General features: G+C 63.2%; 18 protein-coding genes. 13 read left to right on the top strand and 5 right to left on the bottom strand.

The features are described 5' to 3' along the window. From P9M14_03325 to P9M14_03280, 10 genes are all read left to right on the top strand, one after another. The coding region (locus tag P9M14_03325; protein MDP8254757.1) for a glycosyl hydrolase-related protein at positions 1-2,066 on the top strand (2,066 nt) is incomplete at its 5' end. Positions 2,067-2,138: 72 nt separating this feature from the next. After that, positions 2,139-4,049, top strand: a complete 1,911-nt coding sequence (locus P9M14_03320; GenBank protein ID MDP8254756.1) for a TonB-dependent receptor — start codon at positions 2,139-2,141, stop codon at positions 4,047-4,049. 185 nt (positions 4,050-4,234) lie between these two features. After that, on the top strand, positions 4,235-5,905 hold the full coding sequence (locus tag P9M14_03315; GenBank protein ID MDP8254755.1) for a PKD domain-containing protein: 1,671 nt from the start codon (positions 4,235-4,237) through the stop codon (positions 5,903-5,905). Between the two features lie 102 nt (positions 5,906-6,007). Beyond that, positions 6,008-6,853, top strand: a complete 846-nt coding sequence (locus P9M14_03310) for a shikimate dehydrogenase (GenBank protein MDP8254754.1) — start codon at positions 6,008-6,010, stop codon at positions 6,851-6,853. Next, positions 6,843-7,376 carry a shikimate kinase gene (locus P9M14_03305; protein ID MDP8254753.1) on the top strand — a complete coding sequence of 178 codons (534 nt, stop codon included), beginning with the start codon at positions 6,843-6,845 and terminating at the stop codon, positions 7,374-7,376. The genes P9M14_03310 and P9M14_03305 overlap by 11 nt, the downstream gene beginning before the upstream one ends. Next, positions 7,376-8,860, top strand: a complete 1,485-nt coding sequence (locus tag P9M14_03300) for a VCBS repeat-containing protein (GenBank protein ID MDP8254752.1) — start codon at positions 7,376-7,378, stop codon at positions 8,858-8,860. Before P9M14_03305 ends, P9M14_03300 begins: the two co-directional genes overlap by 1 nt. Before the next feature lie 10 nt (positions 8,861-8,870). Then, positions 8,871-11,300, top strand: coding sequence for a hypothetical protein (locus tag P9M14_03295; protein MDP8254751.1), 2,430 nt, complete (start codon positions 8,871-8,873; stop codon positions 11,298-11,300). A gap of 244 nt (positions 11,301-11,544) precedes the next feature. Then, positions 11,545-12,849 (top strand): inner membrane CreD family protein, encoded by a 1,305-nt coding sequence (locus P9M14_03290; protein ID MDP8254750.1) that lies wholly within the window; start codon positions 11,545-11,547, stop codon positions 12,847-12,849. Between the two features lie 263 nt (positions 12,850-13,112). Then, entirely contained in the window at positions 13,113-14,486 is a 1,374-nt protein-coding gene (locus tag P9M14_03285; GenBank protein MDP8254749.1) for a hypothetical protein, read from the top strand. Then, entirely contained in the window at positions 14,479-16,443 is a 1,965-nt protein-coding gene (locus P9M14_03280; GenBank protein MDP8254748.1) for an ATPase domain-containing protein, read from the top strand. The genes P9M14_03285 and P9M14_03280 overlap by 8 nt, the downstream gene beginning before the upstream one ends. Here the strand turns inward: P9M14_03280 and P9M14_03275 are convergent. After that, on the bottom strand, positions 16,436-17,473 hold the full coding sequence (locus P9M14_03275) for an NAD(P)-dependent oxidoreductase (GenBank protein MDP8254747.1): 1,038 nt from the start codon (positions 17,471-17,473) through the stop codon (positions 16,436-16,438). The genes P9M14_03280 and P9M14_03275 overlap by 8 nt on opposite strands. A 123-nt stretch (positions 17,474-17,596) precedes the next feature. Between P9M14_03275 and P9M14_03270 the strand changes: the two genes are divergently transcribed. After that, complete coding sequence (locus P9M14_03270) at positions 17,597-19,564, top strand: ribonuclease catalytic domain-containing protein (GenBank protein MDP8254746.1); 1,968 nt, start codon at positions 17,597-17,599, stop codon at positions 19,562-19,564. Between the two features lies 1 nt (position 19,565). Here the strand turns inward: P9M14_03270 and P9M14_03265 are convergent, their stop codons facing one another. Further along, positions 19,566-20,042, bottom strand: coding sequence for a hypothetical protein (locus P9M14_03265; GenBank protein MDP8254745.1), 477 nt, complete (start codon positions 20,040-20,042; stop codon positions 19,566-19,568). Between the two features lie 139 nt (positions 20,043-20,181). Between P9M14_03265 and P9M14_03260 the strand changes: the two genes are divergently transcribed. Both P9M14_03260 and P9M14_03255 read left to right on the top strand, forming a co-directional pair. Further along, positions 20,182-21,555: a tryptophanase gene (locus P9M14_03260; protein ID MDP8254744.1), complete on the top strand. Its 1,374-nt coding sequence runs from the start codon at positions 20,182-20,184 to the stop codon at positions 21,553-21,555. 24 nt (positions 21,556-21,579) lie between these two features. Continuing rightward, positions 21,580-22,683, top strand: a complete 1,104-nt coding sequence (locus P9M14_03255; GenBank protein ID MDP8254743.1) for a hypothetical protein — start codon at positions 21,580-21,582, stop codon at positions 22,681-22,683. Positions 22,684-22,696: 13 nt separating this feature from the next. Here the strand turns inward: P9M14_03255 and P9M14_03250 are convergent, their stop codons facing one another. The 3 genes from P9M14_03250 to P9M14_03240 form a co-directional block, all read right to left on the bottom strand. After that, the gene (locus P9M14_03250; protein ID MDP8254742.1) at positions 22,697-22,876 is read right to left on the bottom strand and encodes a hypothetical protein; all 180 of its coding nucleotides are present in this window, start codon (positions 22,874-22,876) and stop codon (positions 22,697-22,699) included. Between the two features lie 52 nt (positions 22,877-22,928). After that, a complete protein-coding gene (locus tag P9M14_03245) occupies positions 22,929-23,279 on the bottom strand; it encodes a hypothetical protein (GenBank protein ID MDP8254741.1) in 351 nt (116 codons plus the stop codon). A gap of 193 nt (positions 23,280-23,472) precedes the next feature. Beyond that, positions 23,473-24,069, bottom strand: coding sequence for a DUF1847 domain-containing protein (locus P9M14_03240; protein MDP8254740.1), 597 nt, complete (start codon positions 24,067-24,069; stop codon positions 23,473-23,475). Between the last annotated feature and the right edge of the window lie 131 nt (positions 24,070-24,200).

The raw sequence follows: 24,200 nt of genomic DNA, 5'->3' as shown, positions 1-24,200 counted from the left end.
TTGAAAACTTCGGCAAGCCCAGCACCGTGGGCTGGCTGATCGACAGCTTCGGCATCTCGCCGCAAATGCCGCAGGTGCTGGTCAAGTCCGGCACCACGGCCCTGGTCTACAGCAGGCGCGAGCCGCGGGCCGACGTGCCCAGCGAGTTTGACTGGATCGGACTGGACGGCACGCGTATCACAACGGCGCATCTGCCGCGGATGTACTTCGCGGGCTACCCGCTGGCTCAAGATGAGCAACGCGGGCTCTACCAGCTGTGGCGCGTGCAAAAAGGATTGCGCAACCACGCGGCGGGCGACCAGCTGCTGGTGCCCGCGGGCGTGGACCACGGACGTCCCCAGTCGACCGCCAAACTGATCGAGCGTTGGAACGAGCTGCATCCGCAAAGCCCCTATCGGTTCAGCACGCCCGGCCGCTTTTTCCGCGCGCTGCGCGGCGCTCCGATGGCCGAGATGCACGGCGAGCTGGGTCCGGATCTCGCGGGCTGCTACGGCGCGCGGGTGCGCACCAAGCAGCTCAATCGCCGGGCCGAGGCTGCACTGCGCGAAGCCGAGTTCGCCGCGGCCTGGTCGCAGCGCCTGGGCAACGAGGATCGCAACGCGCAGCTCGATCCGGCCTGGGAACGCACGCTGTGCGGCCAGTTCCACGACGCGATCTGCGGCCCGCTGCCCGACCACGTTGCCGCGGAGGTGGACGCCGAATTCGAGCACGCCATCGCCCTGGCCCGAGAGGTGCGCGACCAATGCCTGGCCCAGCTGGCGCGCACGGCGCGCTGCGGGGAAGGCCCGTACAATTTCCTCGCGGCCAACCCGCTGCCCTTTGAGCGGCTGGAGCTGATTCGAATATCGTTCAACCCCTCCGAGGGCCAACGCCGCTTCCGCGTGCTCGACGATAAAGGCCGAACCCTGCCGCACCAGGTGCTCGCGGCCCGGCGCTACGCGGACGGCGGACTGGACGAGGTCAACCTGGGGTTCGTGGCAAAGCTGCCCGCCGCGGGCTGGCGCACGTTCAGCGTTGTCCCGGTCTCCGATCCGCCCGCGGGCGTGGAGGCCGCGGTGCAGGCGAGTCTCAAGCGGCTGCACGGGCCGCTGATCGAGGCGCAGTTCGATCCGCGCGATGGTCGGCTGCTGCGGCTGATCAGCGCTGATGGTTCAACGATCGAGACGCCCGGCGGCGGCCGTCTGGCCCTGCAGCGCGATCCGGGGAGCCTCTACTACGGCCTGCCGCTGGGTCGGCTGCACAACGAGCGCGGGCCCTATTCGGTGCGGCTGCTCGAGCGCGGGCCGCTGCTGGCACGACTGTCTGTCGAGGGCCGCATCGGCCACGGTCGCTTCCGCCGCATTTTCACACTGACCCACTGCCTGCCCTACCTCGAGGTCCAGACCGAGGTCGACTTCGCCGACCCGGGCCGCAGGCTGATCTTCCGGCTGCCGACCAACCTCAGTCACGCGGTGTGGCGCAACGAGGTGCCCGGCGGGTTCGTCGAGTGCAACGGCGGCGAGCGCCCGGCAGTGGGGGTCAGCGACCTGACCTCGCTGTGGGCCGGGGTCTCGCTGCTCAACTGCGGCGTGCCCGGACATCGCCGTCACGGCTCTGAGCTTCGTTCGTGTTTGCACCGCTCCACGGACAAGATCCACTTCTACCGCTCGGGCGGCGGCGCATTGGGCATCGGCGTACACCGCGCGCGACTGGGGCTGATGCCCCACGGCCCGAACTTCGCAGCGGCCGCACCCTGGCGCTGCGCCCTGCGCATGCTCCATCCACCGCTGGTCGTGCCGCTCGAGGCCGGAAGCGGCAAAAAGGGCGTGGCCCGCGACGGACTGCTCGATCTCGAGCCCGCGGCGCTGTGCCCGGACGCGCTGTATCGCGAGGACGGCGAGCTGGTGCTGCGCTTTCACGAGAGCGCCGGGAAAAAGCAGCAGGCGTCGGTGCGCCTGGGGCGTAAGCCCTCGTCCGCCAGGCTGACCGACCTGCTGGGCCGCGACACGCAAGGCCTCGATCCCGCCGCGGAGCTGAAGTTCCAGGTGGGCCCCTACGAGATCGTCACCCTGCGAATGCGCGATTGATTTCCCCCGTGCCGGGGGATGTTGTATTCTGGTCGGCAATGGCAGCCTACGTGGCATTACCGGAATAAAATGATGAGAATCGGCAACATCCTCGCCATCGTCACGCTGTGCATCCTGGTCGCGGCCGCTGCCGTTGCGGGCGATGATCTCTATCGACCGTGGAGCGGCGGCCTGCCCGAGGTCACGTCCAGCGAGTTCGATGCCGCGTATATCCAAAACATCGGCGCGCGCAACCTGGCCCAACTGCTGGCCGCGGTGCCCGGGATGATGCTCCACGAGGGAGATTTTCACGGCGCCAACGGCGAGAGCCACGTCATGGAGCGCTCCAGGCCGACCGGCGAAGTGCAGGTGCTGCTCGACGGCATCCCGCTGCTGGATCCCTACAGCAGTTCTCTGGACCTGGCCGACGTCAGCCTGGCCAATATCGAGCGCGTGCAGGTCGTGCGCTCGGCGGCATCTCCGCTGGCCGGTCCCGGCGGCGAGGCGGCGCTGGTCTACCTGTGGACCAAACCGGGCCTGGAGGGGTATCACGGCGGCGTGCAGATGCGCTACGGCTACCCCGAGCAAAGCGACGTGGCGCTTGACGTGGGATTCGGCAACCGCGGCCTGTCCAGCCGCGTGATCGGCGCGCACCACGATTCCACCGGCTTCATGCTGCCCCAGAGTTTCGAGACCGCGCCGCGCGAAAACGGCGGGATCCGCGAACAGAGCTATCGCAACAACAGCAACGCCTGGGCCAAGCTGGGTTACCGCTTCAACCCCAACGCCGGGATCGACGCCTCGGGCGGCTTTTGCACGGGCGATCGCGGCGTGCCGGTGGGGCTGGCCCAGCACGAGCCGTTGTGGCGGGCAGTGGAGGATCACACCCGCTGGCACGCGCGCCTGGGCGGCGAGCTACTGGGCGACGTGTTCTCGATCGGCGGCAATCTGGCCGTGCTCCACGAGCGCCAACGCGTTCCGCAGTACACGCGGCCCAACCGCGGCCTGCGGATCGACAATGAACGCTACGGTTTTACCCGTACCGGGGGCTCGATCTACCCGGTGCTCGACCTGGGGCGCTACTCGCGGCTGAGCGGCATGGCCGCGTTTTGGCTCGAAGACAGCACGCTGATCGACTTTCGTACGCGCGACACGCGGTTTGTCACCGCGGTGCAGGCCTATGCCCTGGAGGACGCAATCCGGCCCCACGAAAGCCTCTTGATTGCCGTGGGCGGCGGTGTCGAGACCAACCAGGGATTGTTCTCCGAGATCCTCGAGCTGCCGCCGATGATGGTCATGCCGCGCGGCAGGCTGATGCTGCGCTGGCAGCCCTGGGGCTCGCTGGCCCTGGTGCTCGGCGCCTCGCATCAACAGCAGGCGCCGGACCAGCGCCAACTGCTCGATCCCGACCAGGGCAACAATCAGCTCAAACCCGAGCGCTTCGACCGCATCGAGGCCGGCCTGGACTTCGGCGGGACGGAGATGGTCAGCGTGGGGTTCCGCACCTATTTGCTGGCCGCACGCGACCTGATTCGGCCGCGCGCCAGCTCGGGTCGCTTTCACAACGGCGCCTCGGCCGGGGCCACGGGCATTGAGGTCGAACTGGGACTGCGGCCGCTGAACGGTCTGAGCCTCAACGGCTGGCTGAACTGGACCGTGAGCAGCGAGCGTCCGGCCGGTCAGATGGGGCAAGGCCTGCCCTACGCACCCCAACTCGGCGTCGGCGGCCGCGCCGGCTATTTGGCGCCGTTCGGCCTCGGGGCCCAGATCGCGGCGCGCTACTACTCGGAATTCAGCGATCGCCCCGAGCCGCAAGCTGCCGAACAACAACGGCAATTGCTGCCCGAGCGGCTGATCGCCGACGCCCGGCTCTTCTGGCGTCACGGGTCGACCTTCGAGGTCTACATCGAATCCACCAACCTCTTCGACACCTACTACGAGACCACCCGCAAATTCCCCGAGCCGGGCCGGGCCTACGGCGCCGGACTGCGCCTGAGCTACTAGAAGCTTCCATTTGGGTTTCTTGCGAGGGTAGTTGACAAAACCCGATCAAAAGTCCGGGCCAGCGCAGGGGCTCTTGACAGCAGGGGATAATGGTAAATAGGATTAGCTGTTAAAACTATCTCTGCCTATCGACAATACAAGTGCAGCAAAAAGGTTGCAGCCTACGATTCCGGGAGGAAGGAACCATGAAACGTATTCAAGTTCTACTGTTCAGCGCTGCCCTGTGCTTGATGGTGGCGACCGGCGCGGTCGCACAGGAACAGGGAGTCTGGGAGATCGTCTACTCATCGGCCATGGCCGGCAACTCGGCGATGATGTACGTCGCGGCCCCGACCGCCGAGGACGTGTACACCGCCGGTCTGCATCAGGACAGCGCGTTGTCCATAGTCTACGCCTGGGACAGCCACAACGGCGGAACCAGCTGGTCCCCGATGTACCGCATCTCCATGGATGGCTCGGACCCGTGCAGCATGATGGACATGATGAGCTTCATGCTGGCCACGGACTTCACTGACGGCGACAACGGCGTAATCGTCGGCATGGGCGTGCCGCCGAGCTGTAAGGAACTGGGCATGCCGCTGTGCATGGCCTGCATCTTCATGCTCAAGGCAATGATAATGCATACCTCCGACGGCGGACAGACCTTCAACGAGGCCTCGCTGCCGGGCGTCAACGCGATCTTCAAGACCTTGCAGACCGTCGATTTCCCCACCGCTACGATCGGCTACGCGGCGGGCGCCCCGAACTATATCGTGGCCACCTACGACGCCGGACTGAACTGGGGCGAGCTGCCGATCATCGGCGACGACGAGGAAATGGGCATCAACGACATCTCCTTCTCCGACGCGCTCAACGGCTACGCGGCCACGGGCAACCTCGACCCTGAGGAGCCCGAGGACAAGGGCTACAACCTCGAAGATCCCGAGGATCTGGCCCTGGCCTGGTACGAGATGATCCAGTACATGCGCGACCCGATCTACCGCCTGAACTACAAGGCCGAAAACGGCCGCGGCAAGGGCGTCGACGGCAAGGTCTACCGCACCACCGACGGCGGTCTGAATTGGGACGTAGTGCTCTCCAACGCCAACGTCAGCTTCGGCAAGATCCACTCGACCGACGCGGATCACGCCTGGACGCTGGCCTGGCCGCGCGAGGGAACCGCGACCACCGACTACCTGTATTACACATCCGACGGCGGCGAGAACTGGGACCAGTTCGCCCTACCGCAGACCCTCGAGATCCCAAGCTTCCGCGGCTGGTCGGCCAGCGACCTGTTCTTCGTCGACGAAGATAAGGGCTTCATCGTCGGCGGCGGCGGCGCGGGCCTGGGCTATTGCTCGGTGATCCTGTTCACCGAGGACGGCGGCGAGAACTGGGAGCTCGATCCGTTCCGTGCCAAGTACCCGCTGCTCGGAGTCGACTTCTACAACTCCAAGCGCGGCTTCTCCGTGGGCATGAACCTGGCGGTAGCGCGTTACACCGGCCCGAATCTGGTTCCGGTGGCCGACGCGGGTGCAGATCAGGAAGTGCACGTGGGCGACACGGTCCAGCTCGACGGCTCGGAAAGCTACGATCCGGACGAGGATCCGCTGAACTTCATCTGGAGCCAGCCCGGCGGCCCGATCGCCGAAGTCGACAACACCACAATCGAGCTGCCCAGCTTCGAGGCGACCGAGGTCGGCGTGCTGACCTTCGAGCTGATCGTGACCGACGGCACCGCGATGAGCGTGCCCGACCAGGTCGAGATCAACGTGCTGCCCCCCGACGACGATGACGATGACGACGATGACGACGATTCGTCAGGCGACGACGACGATTCTGACAAGTCCAACCTGGGCGGCGGCTGCGGCTGCTAGCCTGGCTGTTAATTGACAGGCGCTAACGCGCCTTGCTATCGAGTCTGATCGGGGAACGAAGTATGATGCTTCGTTCCCCGTTTTTTATTCGGAGGTAGGTAATTGCTCTACCTGTTGCTCGGCGATCCGGTTGAACACAGCATCTCGCCTAAGCTGTACAAGGCGGCTTTCGGCTGGACCGGACTGGATCACGACTACCAGGCCCGGCGCGCGGCCAACGCCGCCGAGGCGCTGGGCCATTTACAGGACCGGCAAGTGGCCGGGGCCTCGGTGACGATCCCGCTCAAGTCCGCGCTGATCGAATCCATGGACGAGCTCGATCCGCTGGTTAAGCTGGCCGGCGCGCTGAATACGATCGTCAAGCGCGACGGCCGCCTTTGCGGCTGGAACACCGACGTGGCCGGACTGCTCGCGGCCCTGGGCTCCTATCGCGAGGAGCTGGCGGGCCGCAGCGCCGCGGTGCTCGGCGCGGGCGGCGCGGCGCGCGCCTGTCTGGTCAGTCTCGACCGTCTGGGCTTGGGCCGGGCCCTGGTGCTCGCTCGGCGGGACGAGGCCGCGGCCGCGCTGTGCCGCGATCTGGGCGGGCGACTGAGCATCGAACTCGAGCCGGGGCGCCTCGGGTCGCAAAGCGCGGCGCAGGAATTGGGCCGAGCCGCGTTGGTCTGCAACTGCACGCCGCTGGGCATGTGGCCGCTGGTCGACGCCGCACCGATCGACCCGGAGCTGATCGCCCCCGGGGCCGTGGTGTTCGACGCGGTCTACCGGCCGCGCGCCACGCGACTGCTGAAACTTTCCCGCGCCCGAGGCTGTCGCATTGTGGACGGGGCTGCGATGTTCCTGCACCAGGCGCTGCAACAATTCGAACTCTTAACCGGCGTGAAGCCGCCGATCGAGCGCATGTCCGCGCTGGTGGATCGGCTGTTGGACGAGAACCGCGATGATCGATGATCCGTGCCTGCTGCTGATCGGCCCGCGCGGCGCGGGCAAGAGCAGTGTAGGCCGTTTGGCGGCCGGGCTTAGCAGCCGCGAGCTGATCAGCACCGATCAAAGTATCGAGACCCTGGCCGGCACGGATATCGCGCACATCGTAGCGGAGCAGGGCTGGGACGAGTTTCGTCGCCTCGAATCGCTGGTAATCGCCGGGCTGGAGGACTGCCGTGGCGCGGTGATCGATTTGGGCGGCGGAGCTGTGCTCGATGGGGCCAACCGCGAACTGCTGGGCCGCCTCGGTCGCTATTTGTTGCTGCTGGCGCCGCCGGAGATTTTGGCCGGCCGCATCCACGGCGCTGCCCGACGTTCGCGGCCGAGCCTCACCGGCGTCGCAGACGCGGAGGCCGAGGTGCGGCAAGTGCTTGCAGGGCGGCTGGAGCTCTATCGCTCGCTGGCCGCGCTGGAAATCGACACCTCGCGGGTCGCCGTGCAAAGCGCTGCGCAATCGGCCATCGAACTGATGAACTGGAGGACCTCTTAATGAACAAGGCCCTGGCGACCGCGCTGCTGTTCGCGCTGCTGATCGCCCCGCCGGCGTGGGCCGGGTTCGCGCCCGCGCAAATCGAATTGCCCGGCGTGGTGCAGGAGCTGCTGGTGGCGCAGCTCGACGGCCGCGAGGGTCCCGAGCTGCTGCTGGTCTACATGCAGGGGCTGCGGCCCAACCAGAGCATCGGACTGCGCGTGCTGCGCGGAGACGATCCCCAGGCTGAGGCGTTGGCCGAGCTCACGCCGCCGCCGGGCGCTACGTTTTTCGACCTGGCCGATGTGGACGGCGACGGCGCGCAGGAACTGCTGTACCTCACCGGCCGTTCGGTGATTGCCCAGCCGGCCCTGGGCGGACCGACGCGCGAGCTGGTGCGGATCGATACTTTCGCTTTGGCCGCGGACGACGACTCGCTGCCGTTCCAGGACTTCGCGCGCGATTGGACCGGCGAGGGCCGCGATTCGCTGCTGATCCCGACCCGCGACTCGCTGGTGCTGTTCAAGCGCTCGGACGATGGCGGCTTTGAACGGGCCTGCGCTGTCGAGTTCGAGCTGCACGCGGACAACGTGTCCCAGGGCCAGGACAGCTACAACTGGGCCTGGGGCAGCTACGAATCGCACCTGCTGGTTCCGCTGATTGCGCTGGTCGACGCTGACGGCGACGGGTTGCGCGATTTGACGTTGACCCAGCGCGACACCGTGCGCGTGCACTACGCCCAACGCGGCGAGCAGGGGATTGTGTTCTCGCAGCAGCCGTCGATCCAGCGGCGTTTCGCCGTGCTCACCGAGCAGGAGCAAAAGCTGAACAACACCGCGGTGCGCGTCAATCTCACCCAGATCGACGCCGACGGTCGGGCCGACGCGGTGGTGCTCAAATACGGCGGCGGGCTCAAGGACATGCGCTCGAGCCTGGCGGTGTTCCGCGGGATTGAGGGCGGCTTCTCGCAATCGCCGGACTTCGCCCTGGAGTCGCAGGGCGTGGCCTCCAACGCCCAGGTGATCGACATCAACGCCGACGGCCGCGACGATCTGGTGCTGCCCTACGTCAAGATCGGGCTGTTCGAGATCGCCTCGGCGCTGCTCACCGGCGCCATTGACGTGGACTACAACGTCTACCTGTTCCGCGCCGACGGCCTGTATCCGGCAAAGCCCGATCTGAGCGTCAGCGCCAAGTACCTCGCCGACTACCGTAGCGGGATCTCGCTGGTGGGCATCAACCCCGACTTTGGCGGCGACTTCAATTCCGACGGCCGGCGCGACCTGCTGTTCGGCCTGGACAAGCAACGCACCGCGATCAGCCTGGGCCGCAATTCTGAACCGCTGTTCGACGACCCCGACCTGACGATCGAGGTCGAGCCCTCGGTGCGCGTGCTGATCCGCGACTTCAACGGCGACGGCCGCGACGACCTGATCTACCTCTACACCTTTGAACCGAACCTGGAGCGAGTGGTCAAGCTGTTCGCCAACGATGGTCAATGGTAAGTTCGGTGCGATGAGCGCCGGGAACCAACAGCAACAACCGATCGGACACGTCTGCCTCGGCGTCTTCCTGGTGGCGATGGCCACGCTGATGCTCGAGGTCGCGCTGACCCGCGTGTTCTCGGTGACGATGTGGTACCACTTCGCGTTCGTCGCCGTGTCGCTGGCGATGTTCGGATTGGCCGCGGGCGGCGCGCTGAACTACGCGCTGTCCGACCGCATCGACCCGGCGCGCACTAGGCGCTATCTGGCGCTGGGCGCGCTGCTGCTGGCCTGGTGCGTGCCCGGGGCCTACCTGTGGCATTTGGGCGTACCGTTCGTCTTTCGCAAGAGCTTCCCGGGAATGATCAACGTCTTCCTGGTCTACGCCGGGCTGGCCGTGCCGTTCGTTGTCTCGGGATTCACGATCTCCCTGGCCCTTGCGCGCTATCCGCGACAGGTGGGCACGATCTATTTCAGCGACCTGCTCGGCGCCGGACTGGCCTGCCTGGCCGTGGTCGTGCTGATGCACCTGATGCCCGCGCACCAGGTGATCGTCTGCGCCGGGCTGATCGCCCTGGCCGCGGCCGCGGCGTTTCGGCCCGCGGGATCGCGCCGTGCGCCGCTGTGGTTCAGTGCGTGCGCGCTGGCGCTGCTGCTGCTGCTCAACGGACGATACGGCCTGCTCGAGCCCGACTTCATTAAGGGCGAGGTGCGGCCAGCGCCCGAGTACAGCGGTTGGAACTCGTTTTCGCGGGTGGTGGTCGATCAGGTCGGCGAACCGGACACGCCGCTGCCGCCCTTTGGCTGGGGCATGTCCGCGAACTGCCCGTATCTCGAGTCCGGGCGCAAGCTGGCGCGGATCGACTCGTCGGCCGCCACGCCGATTACGCGTTTTAACGGCGACCTGAGCGAGCATCAGTACCTGGCCTGGGACGTGACCAACCTTGTGCACCACGTCAAGCACGATGCCGACGTGCTGGTGATCGGGGTCGGCGGCGGACGCGATCTGCTCTCGGCAATGTACTTCGACCAACGCTCGGTCACCGGCGTGGAGATCAATCCGCTGTTCGCCAAAATCTCGTTGCAGGTCTACCCCGACTATTCCGGCGCGTTGTTCTCCGAGCGCTATCCGGGCGTGCGGGTTGTGATCGACGAGGGGCGCAGCTTCCTGCAGAAGAGCGGCGCGAGCTACGACATCGTACAGATGTCGCTGGTCGACACCTGGGCCGCCACGGCCGCCGGCGCCTTCGTGCTCTCGGAGAACAATCTGTACACCGTGGAGGCGTTCCAGGACGTATACCAGCGGCTCAAGCCCGGCGGGATCTACTCGATCTCGCGCTTTACCTGGGAGCCACCGCGCCAGACTCTGCGCGTGGTCTGCCTAGCGCGCACGATGTTCCAGCGGCTGGGCCTGGACGACTTCGAGCGCAGCATCGCGGTGGTCAACAACGCCAACGTGGCCGACGGGCCGCACGGCACCTCGTCGGTATTAATCAAGCGCGGGCAATTCAGCGAACAGGAGATCGCGGCCATCGAGCAAACCTGCGATCAGATGAGCTTCACGCCGATCTACCTGCCGGGCCGCGACAACCCGCCGGGCCCCTACGTCGATCTGATTACGGTGCGCGACCTGGACCAATTCATCGCCGATTATCCCTACGACCTGACGCCGAGCAGCGACGACTCGCCGTTTTTCTTCCAGATGATCAAACCCGTTGACGTGCTGCGCTCGGGCTTCGGCCTGCGCTACCGGCCCTATCAAAGCGGCACGGGCCAGGCGTTCAACTACCGCGCGGTGTTCCTGCTGTTCGCCCTGCTGCTGGTCTCGTCGATCCTGGTGCTGATCTTCGTCTTCGGCCCGCTGTGGCTCAAGGCGCGCCGCAACGCCGAACGGATTACCAACCGCGCGGGCTTCCTGGCCTACTTCTGCTGCCTGGGTCTGGGCTTCATGCTGGTCGAGATCCCGCTGTTGCAGCGCTTCATTTTGCTGATGGGGCACCCGGTCTACTCACTGACCGTGATCCTGTTCTCGCTGCTGGCCTTCTCAGGCATCGGCTCGGCCCTGACCACGCGCATGGGCGCCAACCCGCGACGCGCGCTGCGTTTTGTACTGCTGGGTCTGGCCGTATTGCTGGCACTTTACATCCGACTGCTGCCCGACCTGATCTACCTCTGCATCCACTGGTCGACCCCGGCCAAGGTGGTGGTGGTCGCGGCGTCGCTGCTGCCCGTTGGATTACTGCTGGGCATGCCCTTCCCCCTGGGAATTACAATCATGGGCGAACGCTCGGCCGGACTGATCCCCTGGGTCTGGGGTGTCAACGGCGCAGCCGGCGTGCTGGCCTCGGTGCTGGCCGTGGCCGTGGCACTGATCGCCGGGTTCTCCGTGGCCCTGACCTGCGGCCTGGCGTGCTACCTGATCGCCCTGGCCGTCACCCTGAGCTTTCCCAAGCGGCCTTGAGCCTCGGCAGAACACGCGACAAGCAGCGCCGGCTATGAGCCGGGGCAAAACTCGCGGATTACGCTGTTAGTTGACCAACGATCCGTCCCGTGTCGCGGAGATCATCGTTGAAATACGTGCAAGGTCCGCTTGCGAGTTTTAGTGCAGCTCCAAGCTGCCTCAACGGTGCCTAGAAATTTACCCCCCTTTGGAACTTTTTCTGCCAGGCGGTCGTCAATATAGACAAAACCCTGGAGGTGTTGTGATGGCGAAGCGGATAGCCGCTCTGGTAGTGATCTACGTTGTGGTCAGCGTGGCCTGGCTGGTGTTGGGCACGGTGACCCTGACCCGCTCCAACTCTTTCTCCGCGCGGCTCTCCGAAGAGGTCGCCGGGCTATGGGGCGAACCGCAGGCGCAATACGCGCCCGAGGTCGAGTTCGGCTGGTGGACCACGCGCATTGAGCGCGAGAGCGTCACCGATCCGCAGACCAACCGCACCCAGGTCGTAAGCAAAGAAAAGCGCGTGTTCGAGCGCCGTCCTGTGCTGCTGGACTCATCGCAGATCGATGTGGCTTTTGACCTGCAACACCGGCGCAAGGGCCTGCTGTGGTACGCGACCTATGGGGTGAGTTTCAACGGCGAGTACAGCTACACCCACCCGGACGAGCAGGACGGCTTCCTGATTATCACCTATCGCTTTCCGACCATGCGCGCCTCGTACGACGAGTTCACGTTCGAGGTCAACGGCCAAAGCGATGCACAGGTCACGCCGGTCTCTTCGGGCGGCGAGAAGGTCATCGTCGAGCAAGTGCCGATCAAGCAAGGCGATCGCGTGCCGTTCAACATCAGCTACACCAGTCGCGGCCTGGATTCCTGGCGCTACGCCCTTGGCGACAACGTCAACCGCATCAAAGACTTCAACCTGACGATGCACACCAACTTCAAGGCCATCGATTTCCCGGACGGTTCGATGTCGCCCACGACCAAAACCGCGGTCGGCGACGGCTGGAACCTGGACTGGAGCTTCGCCAGCCTGATCTCGGGATTCAACATCGGCATGGAGATGCCGCACAAGCTCAACCCCGGGCCCGTGGCCTCGCAGATCAGCCTGTTCGCGCCGGTGAGCCTGCTGTTTTTCTTCGTCTGGATGTTCGTGATTTCGCTGCTCAAGGGCATCGACCTGCACCCGATACACTACCTATTCCTCTCGGCAGCGTTCTTCGCTTTCCATCTGCTGATGACCTACACCGTAGATCACGTGGGCCTGCTGACCTCGTTCCTGCTAAGCTCGGCGGTCTCGCTGTTCCTGGTGGTGAGCTATTTGCGGCTGGCCGTGGGATTGCGCTTCGCCGCGCTGGAGGCCGGGCTGGCCCAGATCGTCTACCTGATACTGTTCTCCTACGCCCACTTCTATAAGGGCTGGACCGGCTTGATCGTGACCATCGGCTCGATCGTCACGCTGTTCGTGATCATGCAGCTCACCGGCCGCATCAACTGGAATGAGAAATTCACGCGCAAACGGCCCGCTCCACCGACTCCGCCCCCACCGCCGCAGCCTACGCAAGGCTGATCGCAAGACAGCCGCACGCACAAAAAAGCCCGGGGGCCGATGCTCCCGGGCTTTAGTTTCCAGCTATTACGACCGAGTAGATTTACTTTTTATCCGGGCAGTGATAATTATGTCATATCTGAATTTTTTATTCTTAAACATATGTCGAGGCTGCTGTGTCGTATCTTCGCAAGCGTTTGCAGGAGTTCGATCAGGGTTCCGCATTAAAGCTCTACCCGAGTTTTCAGACCGTTGAGCAGCTCGCACAGCGCTGGATCAGCGCGATGCCTGACGACGGAGCCAGCCACTCGGGCCTGACGCACATTCAGAACGTCGAGCGAATCTGCAACGACATCATCAAGGGCGACAGACAAGCGATCCCCCTGAACCAGGTGGAGATCTTCATCCTGCTCTGCTCGATCTACCTGCATGACATTGGGCGGATGTATAAGAACCGCTACAAAAGCAGGAAACGGGAGGCGGTGGACGACTATTTATTTGATGAGGACGGCACCTATATCGCTCCTAAAGCTCGATCGCTACAAAAAATCGAGCGAGCCATCGATGCCCTGACTCAAGAGATAGCCAAAGATACACAGGAAAAGAAAGCCGCCATCACAGAGAAGCATCTGGACCAAAACATCAAAGATGCGCTCGACGGCGAAGCGGACCCACATCACGCCTTTTACTCGTACTATTACATTCTGATGCACCACAACGAGATGGGGCTGTTCGACGAGCATATCGCTCAACAGGTCGCGCTGGTTTCGCTGCTGCACGAGCGCAAAATCGCTGACAAGCTGCTAAGCACGATGTTCCTGGACAATGTATGCGTCGAGCGCTTCGGCCCGCTGCGCATCGCCTGGCTGGGCGCGATCCTGGCCCTGGCCGACGAAATGGACATCTCATACCATAGGACCCTGCCCGAGTTCCTAATCAAGGACCTGTTTGCCTCACAAACCGCTACCAAGAAGGCTGATCTACGCCAGCAGATCGTCGGCTGTACGATCGACCTGACGAGCCGCTCGCTGCTGGTCTTCCCCTCGGAAAAGCTCCTATCAAAAAAGGGTGTGTTGCTCCAAAAGTTCATCGAAGACCTGCAAAACAAGATGAGCCTGATTAAAACCTGGTGGCCGATCTACAAACAAATGGACCTCGAGATCCGCGCCTGCCGCGTCTCGTTCAACGGCCACCTGTTCAAGTCGGTAGAAGGCAATTTGCGTTTAGCTCTCGAGCCCAACCTGGCGCAGTACAAGCTGTTAAACGTGATCAATGCGATGTTCCGGCTGCGCTTCGGCGTGTTCGGCAAAAGCTATTTCTCGTGGCAAATGCTCTCCAACGAAAGCGGCATCCACGACATCGAACAATTGAAAATGATCGCCCGCAGGCTCGAACGGCTCTCCGGCCTGTGGAGCAGGCCCTTAAGGGACGAGGCCGAGCAGCATCCCTCAGACCCGCTGATCCCTGAATACTTTAAAAACAACAACGATAAATTCATTCTGCGAATTGTGCCGATGGACGGCGAATGGACGTTGAACATCGTTTTGCCTGAAAAACCTTCTAACCAGAAATCGAACGACAACCAGGTCGAGACTGTGAAAACGCAATTCGTCACGGCCCTGAAATCCCTGTTCGAAGAGGAAGCGGACAATGGATAACAGTATAAAAGATCCCGACTCGATGGTAATCGACACGGGTATCAACACCCTCAACGGCCTGCTCGACGAGCTGAGCGAGGACTGCAAGCCCAGGGGAATCGTCCTGCCCGGAACGGACATGGCTGCAGGCGATCCTTTCTGGAGTTGGTTCAACCAAGGAGTCACGGTGTTGCTCAAGGGACCGGCCGGACTGGGCAAATCGACACTGGCCCTTGAGATTCTGTCCAAGGCTTTCCTCGCCAAGTGCGATATCAAAGGCCAATGTCTATCGGACCACGTCCGGGATAAAGGAGTATGCGTCTATTACTCCATCGAGCAGGCTCTCACGCCGCTGATCGAGGTCGGTCGACGCATGATCTGTGAAAAGCTCAAGGGTCCAAAACCAAAATATGCCATGTTGGAGAATTACCAGCTGATCGCTAAATCCGAGGGCTCGATCCCGCTACCGGACGAGACCGAGCACCGTCGGCTGCTGTTTGAAAAAGTGGTCGAGGATGCACAAGAGCAGCGCGTGGTGCTTTTTCCCAAGCTCTCGCCACGGTTTCTCGAGGAGGGAGATCAGCCGGCTGACAACGTTTTCTGGCAGCGCTTCAAACAGATCTCGCGCCTGATCGAGGAATCGCGGGCCGGCAGCAAGAAACTCGACCGAATCCTGGCGATTGTCGTAGACAGCCTCAACGTCTTCTCGTGCAATCCGCTGACCCGCGAGCAGCTCTACCGCATCTTCACCCTCTTCTCACGCCACGTTCCCCTGAGCATTTTCCTCTACGAGCAGGATCAATCCTCGCTGGACAACGGCTCGTCGCCGCTGATCTCCGACGTCGAATTCCTGGCCGATATCGTTATCACCCTCGACTGGGACGAGCGCTCAGAATACAAGGTCAAGATCATCGAAATCACCAAGAGCCGCTACCAGCGCCACGTGTTCGGCAAGCATCCCTTTAAAATCAGAGTCGATGATCCCGTGTTCAGAATTTTCGTCTCAATGCACCACCAGATCATTCAGGCCAAGCGTAGAAAACAATCAGAGAAGGAAGACCAACAGAATACAAGCAACAGCCAAGGGAAAAGCGTCGTCTCATTCGGCATCAGCGAGATCGACAAGCTGATCTACGATAATGCCGATAAAAGAAATGCCGAAGAGTTCGAACGCGACGGGTGCATCATCCTCGAGGGCGAGCGCGGCACACACAAGTTCGCCGTGGCCATGAACTACCTGTTCGATTCGGTGCGCAACGGCAAGGACGCCGTGGTCATCAACCTCGGGGAGCGGGTCGACATCAAACGCATTCCCCAGGAGCTGGATGGCCGGATGACATTCACGCCCCCCCAAAGGACCATTGCGCAGGACAAGTTCGAGATCACCGCCTACACCCGAGGCTGCAAAAAAGGCACCCTGCACATCCTCGACTTCGACCCCGGGTTCTTGCTCGCAGAGGAATTCATCGGCATCTTCGACGAGTTTATCGAAAAGCACCCCAATATCGAGCGCGTGCTGTTCAACAGCACGGCCCACCTGCCCCTACGCTTCCCGCTGCTGCACGCCGAGCGGATCTTTATGCCGATGCTGATCAATTATTTAAAGGAAAAACACATCGGATCGTTGTTCATCGCGGTCAACGGCCCAGGGGCCGACGATCAACTGCTGTTCGGACTGCGGGCCATGGCCGACATCATCATCAAACTCGGGATCATCGACCGCACACGCTATCTTGTAACACCGCAAAATACTGTTTATTTGCCCAAGAAATGGAAAACCGACATCCGTCAAAAGGCAATGACGATCTCGGTAGAGAACATCACGGGCAAGGTCTACAAGAAGGACTGGCGCCTGGTGTTCATCGAGTACTGCATCTCAGACGATCCATCACAGAAGCCCTTTAACTTGTTGCACCTGGTGCCGTACACCCAGAAGTACATCGGGCGGCAGCCGCTCCTTAGACGCGGCGTTACATGAACTTCTTGATAAACCCGAGAATGCCCTGTTTCCAGGCCACGCGGTGGGTGACGCCCTCGGCTCCGGCCAGCTCGTGTTTGTGGTCCAGGTACCACTGGTGGGAGCGGATCAGCGCCTGGGCGTTGGAGTACTTGGGCTCCCAGCCCAGCACCTTTTCGGCCTTTTCGATGGAGACGAACGAGTCCTTGTCGGCCGTGCCGTAGACCCACTTGTACAGCGGCGAGATGCGCAGCATCCAGAACAGCTCGAGCACGAGCTTGACCAGCCAGGCCGGGGTGCGCATCACCCGCGCGCCGCTATTGGCGTAGGCGCACATCTCGCCCACGTCCTGGTTGACCGTGTGAAATTCCTTGGCGCCGACGTTGAACGTATCGTTGACCTTTTCGGCCGGACCGCTGAGCGCGAGCTGGATCGAGGAGACCAGGTCCTCAACCTCGAGCAGTTGGTAGCGGTTCTTGCCGTTGCCGATGATCGGGATCTTCTTGCCGCTCTGGACCCAGTCGTAGAGGATCTGGAATACGCCCAGGCGTCCGGTACCGATGAAGGTCTTGGGGCGGATGATCGGCACAATCAGCCCTTTGGAGCGGTATTCGACGCAGATCTGCTCGGCCTCGATCTTCGATTCGCCATAGGGGCCCACGCCGACCAGCGGATCGTCCTCGTAAATCGGGTGCTTCTCGGGCACGCCGTAGACCGCGGTGGACGAGACCAGCACCACGCGCTCAACGCCGCAATGCTTGGCCGCCTCGAGCACGTTGCGCGTGCCCTGGACGTTGGTGCTGTAGATGTCCTCGGGCTTCCACAGCGGCAGGGCGGCCGCGGCGTGGGCCACGAGCCCTCCGCCCGCGAACAGCGCCTTGAGCGCATCGAGGTCGCGGATATCGACCTTATGGAAGCTGGTTTTGGCGGGATATTCGTTCTCGACGAAGTCGGCGACATCGAGCGCCACGATCTCGTCGTAGTGCTCGGCGAGCTCGTTGCAGATATGGTAACCCAGAAACCCGGCCGCTCCGGTAACGATCAGTCTCATCGCAGTCTCCTCAACACTTATGGTCGAATTGCCTTATGCGGCAGACCCGCCGCGATGTCAAGTCACGGCTTGCCAGGGCTCGGCCGATCGTCTAGCCTAGGCGACCTTTGATCGAGGTTCCCGATGGTTCCCGGCCTTTGCTTCTACAACAAGCGCTACGAGTTCGGAGCGCGGCTGGACTCCGTCCAGGGGGACGGCTCACGCCTGCACTTTCACGTGCTCACGGCCACGGGACGCAAGGTTAAAATCAACCAAAACAAGGTGGTATTCGAGTTCGCGCTCGACGCCCCGGCCCAGGATCAAAGCGCTATCCGCCGCGTCCTGGCTCAGTTCGACGCGCAAGCCCGCGAACTGATGGAGCAGATCGACCTCGACCTGCTGTGGGACAGCGTGGTCGGCGGCAGATTCAGCCTGGCGCAGATGGCCCAGACCTGGTACGGCGAGCAGCCCGGCGGCGTACAGATCGCGGCGCTGCTCAGGCTGATCCTGGAGCACCCGATGCGCTTCAGCCTCTCCGGCGACCGGGTCGATGCGGTGGACGACGCCACGCTGCAAAAACGGATCGAGACCAAACAGCGCAAGGAGCAGGCGCGGCTGCTGATCGAGGAGGCGCTGCCGGTATTCAACGCCCTGGCCGACGGCCGCGAGGGCGCACGGCAGGCGCTGGAGCAGCTTCAGGGGTCGAAGCGTTTTCTCGACGCGCTGTGGCAGCGGCTGCTGGAGAACGAGCTGCACGACGAGATCGACCTGGGCTTCCTCAAGCGCTTCTGGATCGGCGAGCAGGCCAACGAGCGGGCGATCGCCGCACTGACCGCCGCCGGACGCGAGATCGACCTGATCGAGCTGACCCTCTCGCGGCACGGACTGCGCACCGGGTTCAACGCCAAGGTACTCGAACAGGCTCAGCAGCTGGCCACGGCTCCGCTGTCGATCGAGGGACGGCGCGACCTGCGCGGGCTGACCACGTTCAGCATCGACTCCGAGACCACGATGGACTACGACGACGCGCTCTCGGTTCAGCGCGACGGCGACCAGCTGGTGGTCTGGGTGCACATCACCGACGTGGGCGAGCTGATCGAACGCGACAGCGAGCTGGACCTGGCGGCCAAGCGTCGCATTGCCACGCTCTACCTGCCCAACGTGATCCACCCGATGCTGCCCGAGAGCCTGTGCTTCGACCGGCTGAGCCTCAATCAGGGCCAGGATCGCGCCGCGCTGAGCTTTTTCATGCGCTTTAACGCACAGCTTGAGCTGCTCGAGTTCGAGCCGCAGTCCAGCGTGATCTGCGTGGACCGCAACCTGGACTTCGACTCCACGGCCGAGCTGATGCAGGGCGGCGACACGCCGATCGGCGAGGCGCTGCTGCTGCTCGAACCACTGCGCAAGCTGCTGTGGGAAAACCGCCAGGCCGCAGGCGCCGCGGTCTTCCCCGGCATGGAGACCAAGATCTCCGTGGATGCCCAAGGCCGCGTGCAGATCGCCCTGCGCGACCGCGACGCCTCGGGCTCGCGCCTGGTCGAGGAGCTGATGATCCTCACCAACCACCGGGCGGCCAAGCTCTGCGCCCAGTGGGAACTGCCCTCGATCTATCGCGTGCAGGAACCGCGGACCGTGGGGCACCGCCCCGGACCCAGTATCCTGACCCTTGAGCCGGGACCGCACGTGAGTCTGGGAGTCACACCCTACTTCCAGATCACCTCGCCGATCAGGCGCTATCCAGACCTGATCATGCAACGCCAGATCACGCACCACATCGCCCACGGCCAGACAGCCTACGCCGACCGCAGCGAGCTGCTGACCCTGGCCAAGCAGGCCGAGAGCGAGCTGCTGGCAATCCGCGATGTCGAGCAACAGATCAAGCGCTACTTCACCCTGGTCTTTTTCGAGCAGAACCCGGACCGGGAATACACGCTGCGAGCGATCAAGCCGCTACGCGACCGGCCCGACATCCAGCTGGTCCAGGTCGAGGAAGTGCTGCTGCGCACGATAATCGAACTGGGTGCGGGCGTGGAGCCGGGCAGCAAGCGGCGGGCCCGCGTCGAGCGCGTGCAGCCGCAGACCGGGTTGGTCGAATTCCGAACGTTAGACTAAATTACTCGGCCGGCATTCCTAAAATCTGACGAAAGCCCGCGTCGCTGACCTGGAGCGATGCGATCTGCGCCTGACCGGCAAGATCGATCTCGGCCGATACGCCCTTGGCGCGGGCAGCCTCGCGCATGTACTTGATGAAATCGATCTCAGCCAACACCAGCACCCACTTCTCAGCACCGCGTTTGTTGTAGACGACCACCAGCACCTCGGTCCCCTGATCCAGGGGGATGCGGTCGATCTCGAGTAGTTCGCCGGAGAGTCGATAGCTCTGTTGCTTGTCGCCGTGGTTCACGCTGACCGCGATCTGCTCGCCCTGGGGCTCGATCGCGTAAGAGGCGTCGCCGAGAAAATGCAGGCTGGTCCTTGGGTAGAACTGAATCGATCCGGAAGCGGGCGTTGCCGGCGCGGGCGTGGTCTGGGCCGCGACCGGCAGGGCGAGGATCAACACGATCAACAGCGCGAACAGGATGCGTGGCATAACGACCTCCATCTGATGCGCTGTGTAACATGCCCCTTTCCAATGGGTCAAGGAAACCCCCGGATTGTGGACACTGGACCGGCGGACTACTAGGATATTCCAAAGTTACAGTCAGACCATAATTACCTGGAGCGCTTCGATGCCGCTTGGATTCGAACCGTACAAAATAAAAGCCGTGGAATCGATCCCGTTGACCACCCGCGCCCAGCGCGAGAAATATCTGCGGCAGGCCCATTACAACCTGTTCTCACTCAAGGCGCGAAACGTGACCATCGATCTGCTGACCGACTCGGGCACGGGCGCGATGTCGCAGATGCAGTGGAGCGCGATGATGCGCGGCGACGAGTCGTACGCCGGGGCCCAGAGCTTTTTCAACTTCGAGCGCTCGGTGCGCGAGATCACCGGCATGCACCACGTGATCCCGACCCACCAGGGCCGCGCCGCGGAGAACCTGCTGTTCTCGGCGCTGGTCGAACCCGGGCAGCTGGTGCCGAACAATACGCACTTCGACACCACCGAGGCCAACGTGCGCCACAAGGGCGGCGTGGCGCTCAACCTGCCGTGCCGCGAGGCGCACGACCCGGACTCGCGCGCGCCGTTTAAAGGCAACATGGACTGGCGCGGGCTCGATCGTCTGCTGCGCGAACAGGGCCGCGAGCGCGTGCCGCTGGTGATGGTCACAGTAACCAACAACTCGGTAGGCGGTCAGCCGGTGAGCCTGGCCAACCTGCGCCGGGTGCGCGAGGTCTGCGACCGTCACGGCGTGCCGCTGTACCTCGACGCCGCGCGCTACGCTGAGAACTGTTGGTTCATCAAGCACCGCGAGCGCGGCCAGGCCAAGCGACCGCTGCTCGAGATCGCCCGAGAGCTGTTCGGCCTGGCCCACGGCGCGACGATGAGCGCCAAGAAGGACGGTCTGGTCAACATCGGCGGTTTTTTAGCCACGCGCAGCAAGCAGGTGGCGCGCAAGGTCACCGAGGTAATGGTTGTGATCGAGGGCTTCCGCACCTACGGCGGGCTGGCCGGCCGCGATCTGGAGGCCCTGGCCGTGGGCCTGCGCGAGGGGCTCGAAGAGTCCTGGCTGGACTGCCGCATCGGCCAGGTGGAACGCCTGGCTAAAAAACTCGACGACGCGGGTGTGCCGGTGCAGCTTCCGGCGGGCGGTCATGCGGTGTTCATCGACGCCGCGCGCTTTGCGCCCCACGTGCCGCCGTTGCAGTTCCCGGGCCAGTCGCTCTCGTGCGCGCTGTACCTGGAGGGCGGCGTGCGCACCAGCGAGATCGGCTCGGTGATGTTCGCCAGCCGCGACGAGCAAAGCGGCGAAGAGCTGCCCGCGCCCATGGAGCTGGTGCGGCTGGCAGTGCCGCGCCGGGTCTACACCGACAACCATCTGGACTACGTGGCGCAGGTGGTCATCGCGGTTCACAAGCGGCGCGCCGAGCTGCGCGGTTTGCGCCTGAGCTACGCGCCGCAAAAGCTGCGTCACTTCCTGGCCCATTTCAAACCGATCTGACTCCACGACTTACCGAGGTCTGCGATGAGAAAACCGCTGCTGCTTTTATCGGCGTTGCTGGTCGTGGCGCTGTGCGCGTCCGTTGCCCATGCCAAGCAGGTCGAGGTCTTCCCCGGCGAGCCCTGGCCGTTGAACGAACCGCTGCCCCTCTCGCAGTACAGCTTTTTCCCCGACGAGCGCGAGATGTTCTCCATCAGTTGGTTCGTGCTCGCCGACCTGGACGACGGCGGCGCGCTTTTTTGCAACGTGATGATCACCAACATCGGCATCGGCGACCAGAAGGCCACGGTCGACGTGACCTGGATCGACCCGCAGGGCGAAGATCACTTCGTGCGCCAGGAGTTCGACGACAAAGCGTTTGAGGCCTCCACCGAACGCTTGGATATCAAGGTCGGCCAGAGCTTCCTCAGCGGCGACTACCCGAACTTCCGGCTACGGGTCGCCCAGCAGGAGATGGTCGTGGACGTCAAGCTGCACGCCGTGGTCCCCGGCTGGCAGCCCAACTCCAGCTTCGTCTTTTTCGACGGCGACAAACAGAAGTACTACAGCGCGCGGGTGCCCGTGCCCATGGCCGAGCTTACGGGAACCGTGACCCTCGAGGGCAAAACGCACCCGATCAGCGGCCGGGCCTATCTGGACCACGCGCCGGTATCGATGCTGCCCAACCAGTACTCGGATCGCTGGCAGAGCCTGCGCAGCATGAGCGGCGAGTACACCATCGACTATCTCGAGTTCCGGCTGCCCAAGCAGTACGGCGCGGGACTGGCGACCTGGATCATCGTTGCCCAGGGCTCGCAAATTGTGCTCGCCACCACCGCGGCCGCGCTGCAGCCCTCGGACTGGGTCGTGGACCAGGCCACGGGCCTGAAAAAGCCGATGCGCGTGGGGTTCCAGGCCGCGGCCAACGGCTGGTCGATCAGCGGCGAGGTGCGGGTGAAAAAATTGATGGAGTACATCGACATCTTATCCAAGCTGAGCTTCATCGAACGCACCGTGGCCGGGCTTTTCGCCCAAAGCCACGTCTGGCGCTTCCGCTGCGACGTCACGGCCACGCTCAGCGCGCCCGACGGCACGCAGATTCAGATATCGCAGCCGGGTATCAGCGAGGTGCTCTACATCGGCAAGTGAGCCCGACCGGCGATCAGCTCTTGTCGTCGTCGAGCTCGGGGTAGAGTTCCTTAAGGCACGTCGGGCACAACCCGTGGGTAAAGGTTTCGACCTGCCGCCAGTAGCCCTGGTCGTCGCGGATGCTCTTGCGCTTGGAACAGATCGGCAGCAGCCCGTGCAGCCGCTTCACCTGCTCCAACGTCTGCTGCGTCATGTTCAGCGGCTGCCCCGGATACGGGTCGTGGATCGGTCGCCTCTTGCCCGTTTTATTCCTTCCGATCAGCCAATCCGTTGAAGTCGCTGATTCTCACGACGTGCTCGTAAGGCACGACTGGCGTCGGGCTGTGGATCGTATCGAGCAGCACCACGATCGCCTCGGGAAATGTATCAGCAAATAGGTTGATATTTCCCGGTTCATTGTCAAATGCGGCAAGCACTTGGCCCATCTCACCGATTTGCCGCACCGCGTCACGCTTGAAATCCATGTCCTTGATCTCGATCCGCGGCTTCATCAGCAGATCGACCCGCTGGCAGTCAAAGGGAAAGCCGTGTTCGCTCAGGCTTGCGCGCGTTCCGCTTCCCATGCCCGGGCTGTCGCGCCCGGTGAGGTAGCACACCACTGCTCCCGCGCGATACACGCGGTTGACGAACCGCGCGGCCCCGGGCAGCGGCGTATCGTAAGCTGCGCAGCTCGGTGGAGAACAGCGTGCTGTCCAAATCGAAAACCACCACCGGCTGCTCCGGTCCTGCGCCCTGGATGCGCTCGATAATCCGTTGCAGCACGTGCATTGCCAGGTCTCCCGGCCCGGATTATTCGTCGAGGTTGAAGCGGCGTTTGCGGTAGTAGTTCGAGTACAGCGCGGCCAGAGGGTTATGCCCCAACACGCGATCCTTGACCGCAAAGGTGCTCACCGGCGCGGCCGAATGCGCGGTGAACAGCATGTCGTGCCCCACGCAAAGTCCGAGGATCAGATTGAGCTCGGTCTTCTCGCGAGCGAGCAGCCGGGCTTGGCCCACCGGATTGCACATCGCCTCGAACTCCTCGTCACGCACATATTTCAAACCCAGCTCGGACTTGTCCAGGCCGCAGGCCTTGCAGCAGGCCGAGAAAACCTCGAAGCGCGCGGAGAGCACTTTGCAAAGCAGCTCAGCCTCAGCGGCGAGGCCGATGCAAAACGCCACGCCCAGCCGCTTATAGCCCATGCGCGAGCTGAACTCGATCAGCTCCTCCAAACGCGTGGCCTGCATGTAGAACTCGGCCTCGACAGAGGACGCGCAGCGCAGCATCTGGATCTCGCTGTCGGTCAGCGTACCGCGAACATCGGCTGCTCCGGCAAAGCAATCCTTGCCCTGCGTACATTGCTTGTCCGAGCAGACCGCACACTTGGCGCGCTTGGACTTGGACATCGCACATCCCCCACGCCTGCAAAAAAATAAAACGGGCGGGTCGCCCCGCCCAAATTTAATCGGATCAATCCAATCGCGCTAGGGCGTGATCTTTTTCGCCAAATCCTCGGTCACAACCAGCAGCACGAAAG

The sequence above is a fragment of the Candidatus Alcyoniella australis genome, assembly GCA_030765605.1.
Classification (GTDB): Bacteria; Lernaellota; Lernaellaia; order JAVCCG01; family Alcyoniellaceae; genus Alcyoniella; species Alcyoniella australis.
This window is presented reverse-complemented; position numbering and strand designations above follow the sequence as displayed.

Bases quoted from the DNA above. Each gene is read 5' to 3' on its own strand.
- P9M14_03320 (MDP8254756.1), top strand. From the start codon at position 2,139: ATGAGAATCGGCAACATCCTCGCCATCGTCACGCTGTGCATCCTGGTC.
- P9M14_03315 (MDP8254755.1), top strand. From the start codon at position 4,235: ATGAAACGTATTCAAGTTCTACTGTTCAGCGCTGCCCTGTGCTTGATG.
- P9M14_03305 (MDP8254753.1), top strand. From the start codon at position 6,843: ATGATCGATGATCCGTGCCTGCTGCTGATCGGCCCGCGCGGCGCGGGC.
- P9M14_03300 (MDP8254752.1), top strand. From the start codon at position 7,376: ATGAACAAGGCCCTGGCGACCGCGCTGCTGTTCGCGCTGCTGATCGCC.
- P9M14_03295 (MDP8254751.1), top strand. From the start codon at position 8,871: ATGAGCGCCGGGAACCAACAGCAACAACCGATCGGACACGTCTGCCTC.
- P9M14_03290 (MDP8254750.1), top strand. From the start codon at position 11,545: ATGGCGAAGCGGATAGCCGCTCTGGTAGTGATCTACGTTGTGGTCAGC.
- P9M14_03285 (MDP8254749.1), top strand. From the start codon at position 13,113: ATGCCTGACGACGGAGCCAGCCACTCGGGCCTGACGCACATTCAGAAC.
- P9M14_03280 (MDP8254748.1), top strand. From the start codon at position 14,479: ATGGATAACAGTATAAAAGATCCCGACTCGATGGTAATCGACACGGGT.
- P9M14_03275 (MDP8254747.1), bottom strand. From the start codon at position 17,473: ATGAGACTGATCGTTACCGGAGCGGCCGGGTTTCTGGGTTACCATATC.
- P9M14_03270 (MDP8254746.1), top strand. From the start codon at position 17,597: ATGGTTCCCGGCCTTTGCTTCTACAACAAGCGCTACGAGTTCGGAGCG.
- P9M14_03265 (MDP8254745.1), bottom strand. From the start codon at position 20,042: ATGCCACGCATCCTGTTCGCGCTGTTGATCGTGTTGATCCTCGCCCTG.
- P9M14_03260 (MDP8254744.1), top strand. From the start codon at position 20,182: ATGCCGCTTGGATTCGAACCGTACAAAATAAAAGCCGTGGAATCGATC.
- P9M14_03255 (MDP8254743.1), top strand. From the start codon at position 21,580: ATGAGAAAACCGCTGCTGCTTTTATCGGCGTTGCTGGTCGTGGCGCTG.
- P9M14_03250 (MDP8254742.1), bottom strand. From the start codon at position 22,876: ATGACGCAGCAGACGTTGGAGCAGGTGAAGCGGCTGCACGGGCTGCTG.
- P9M14_03240 (MDP8254740.1), bottom strand. From the start codon at position 24,069: ATGTCCAAGTCCAAGCGCGCCAAGTGTGCGGTCTGCTCGGACAAGCAA.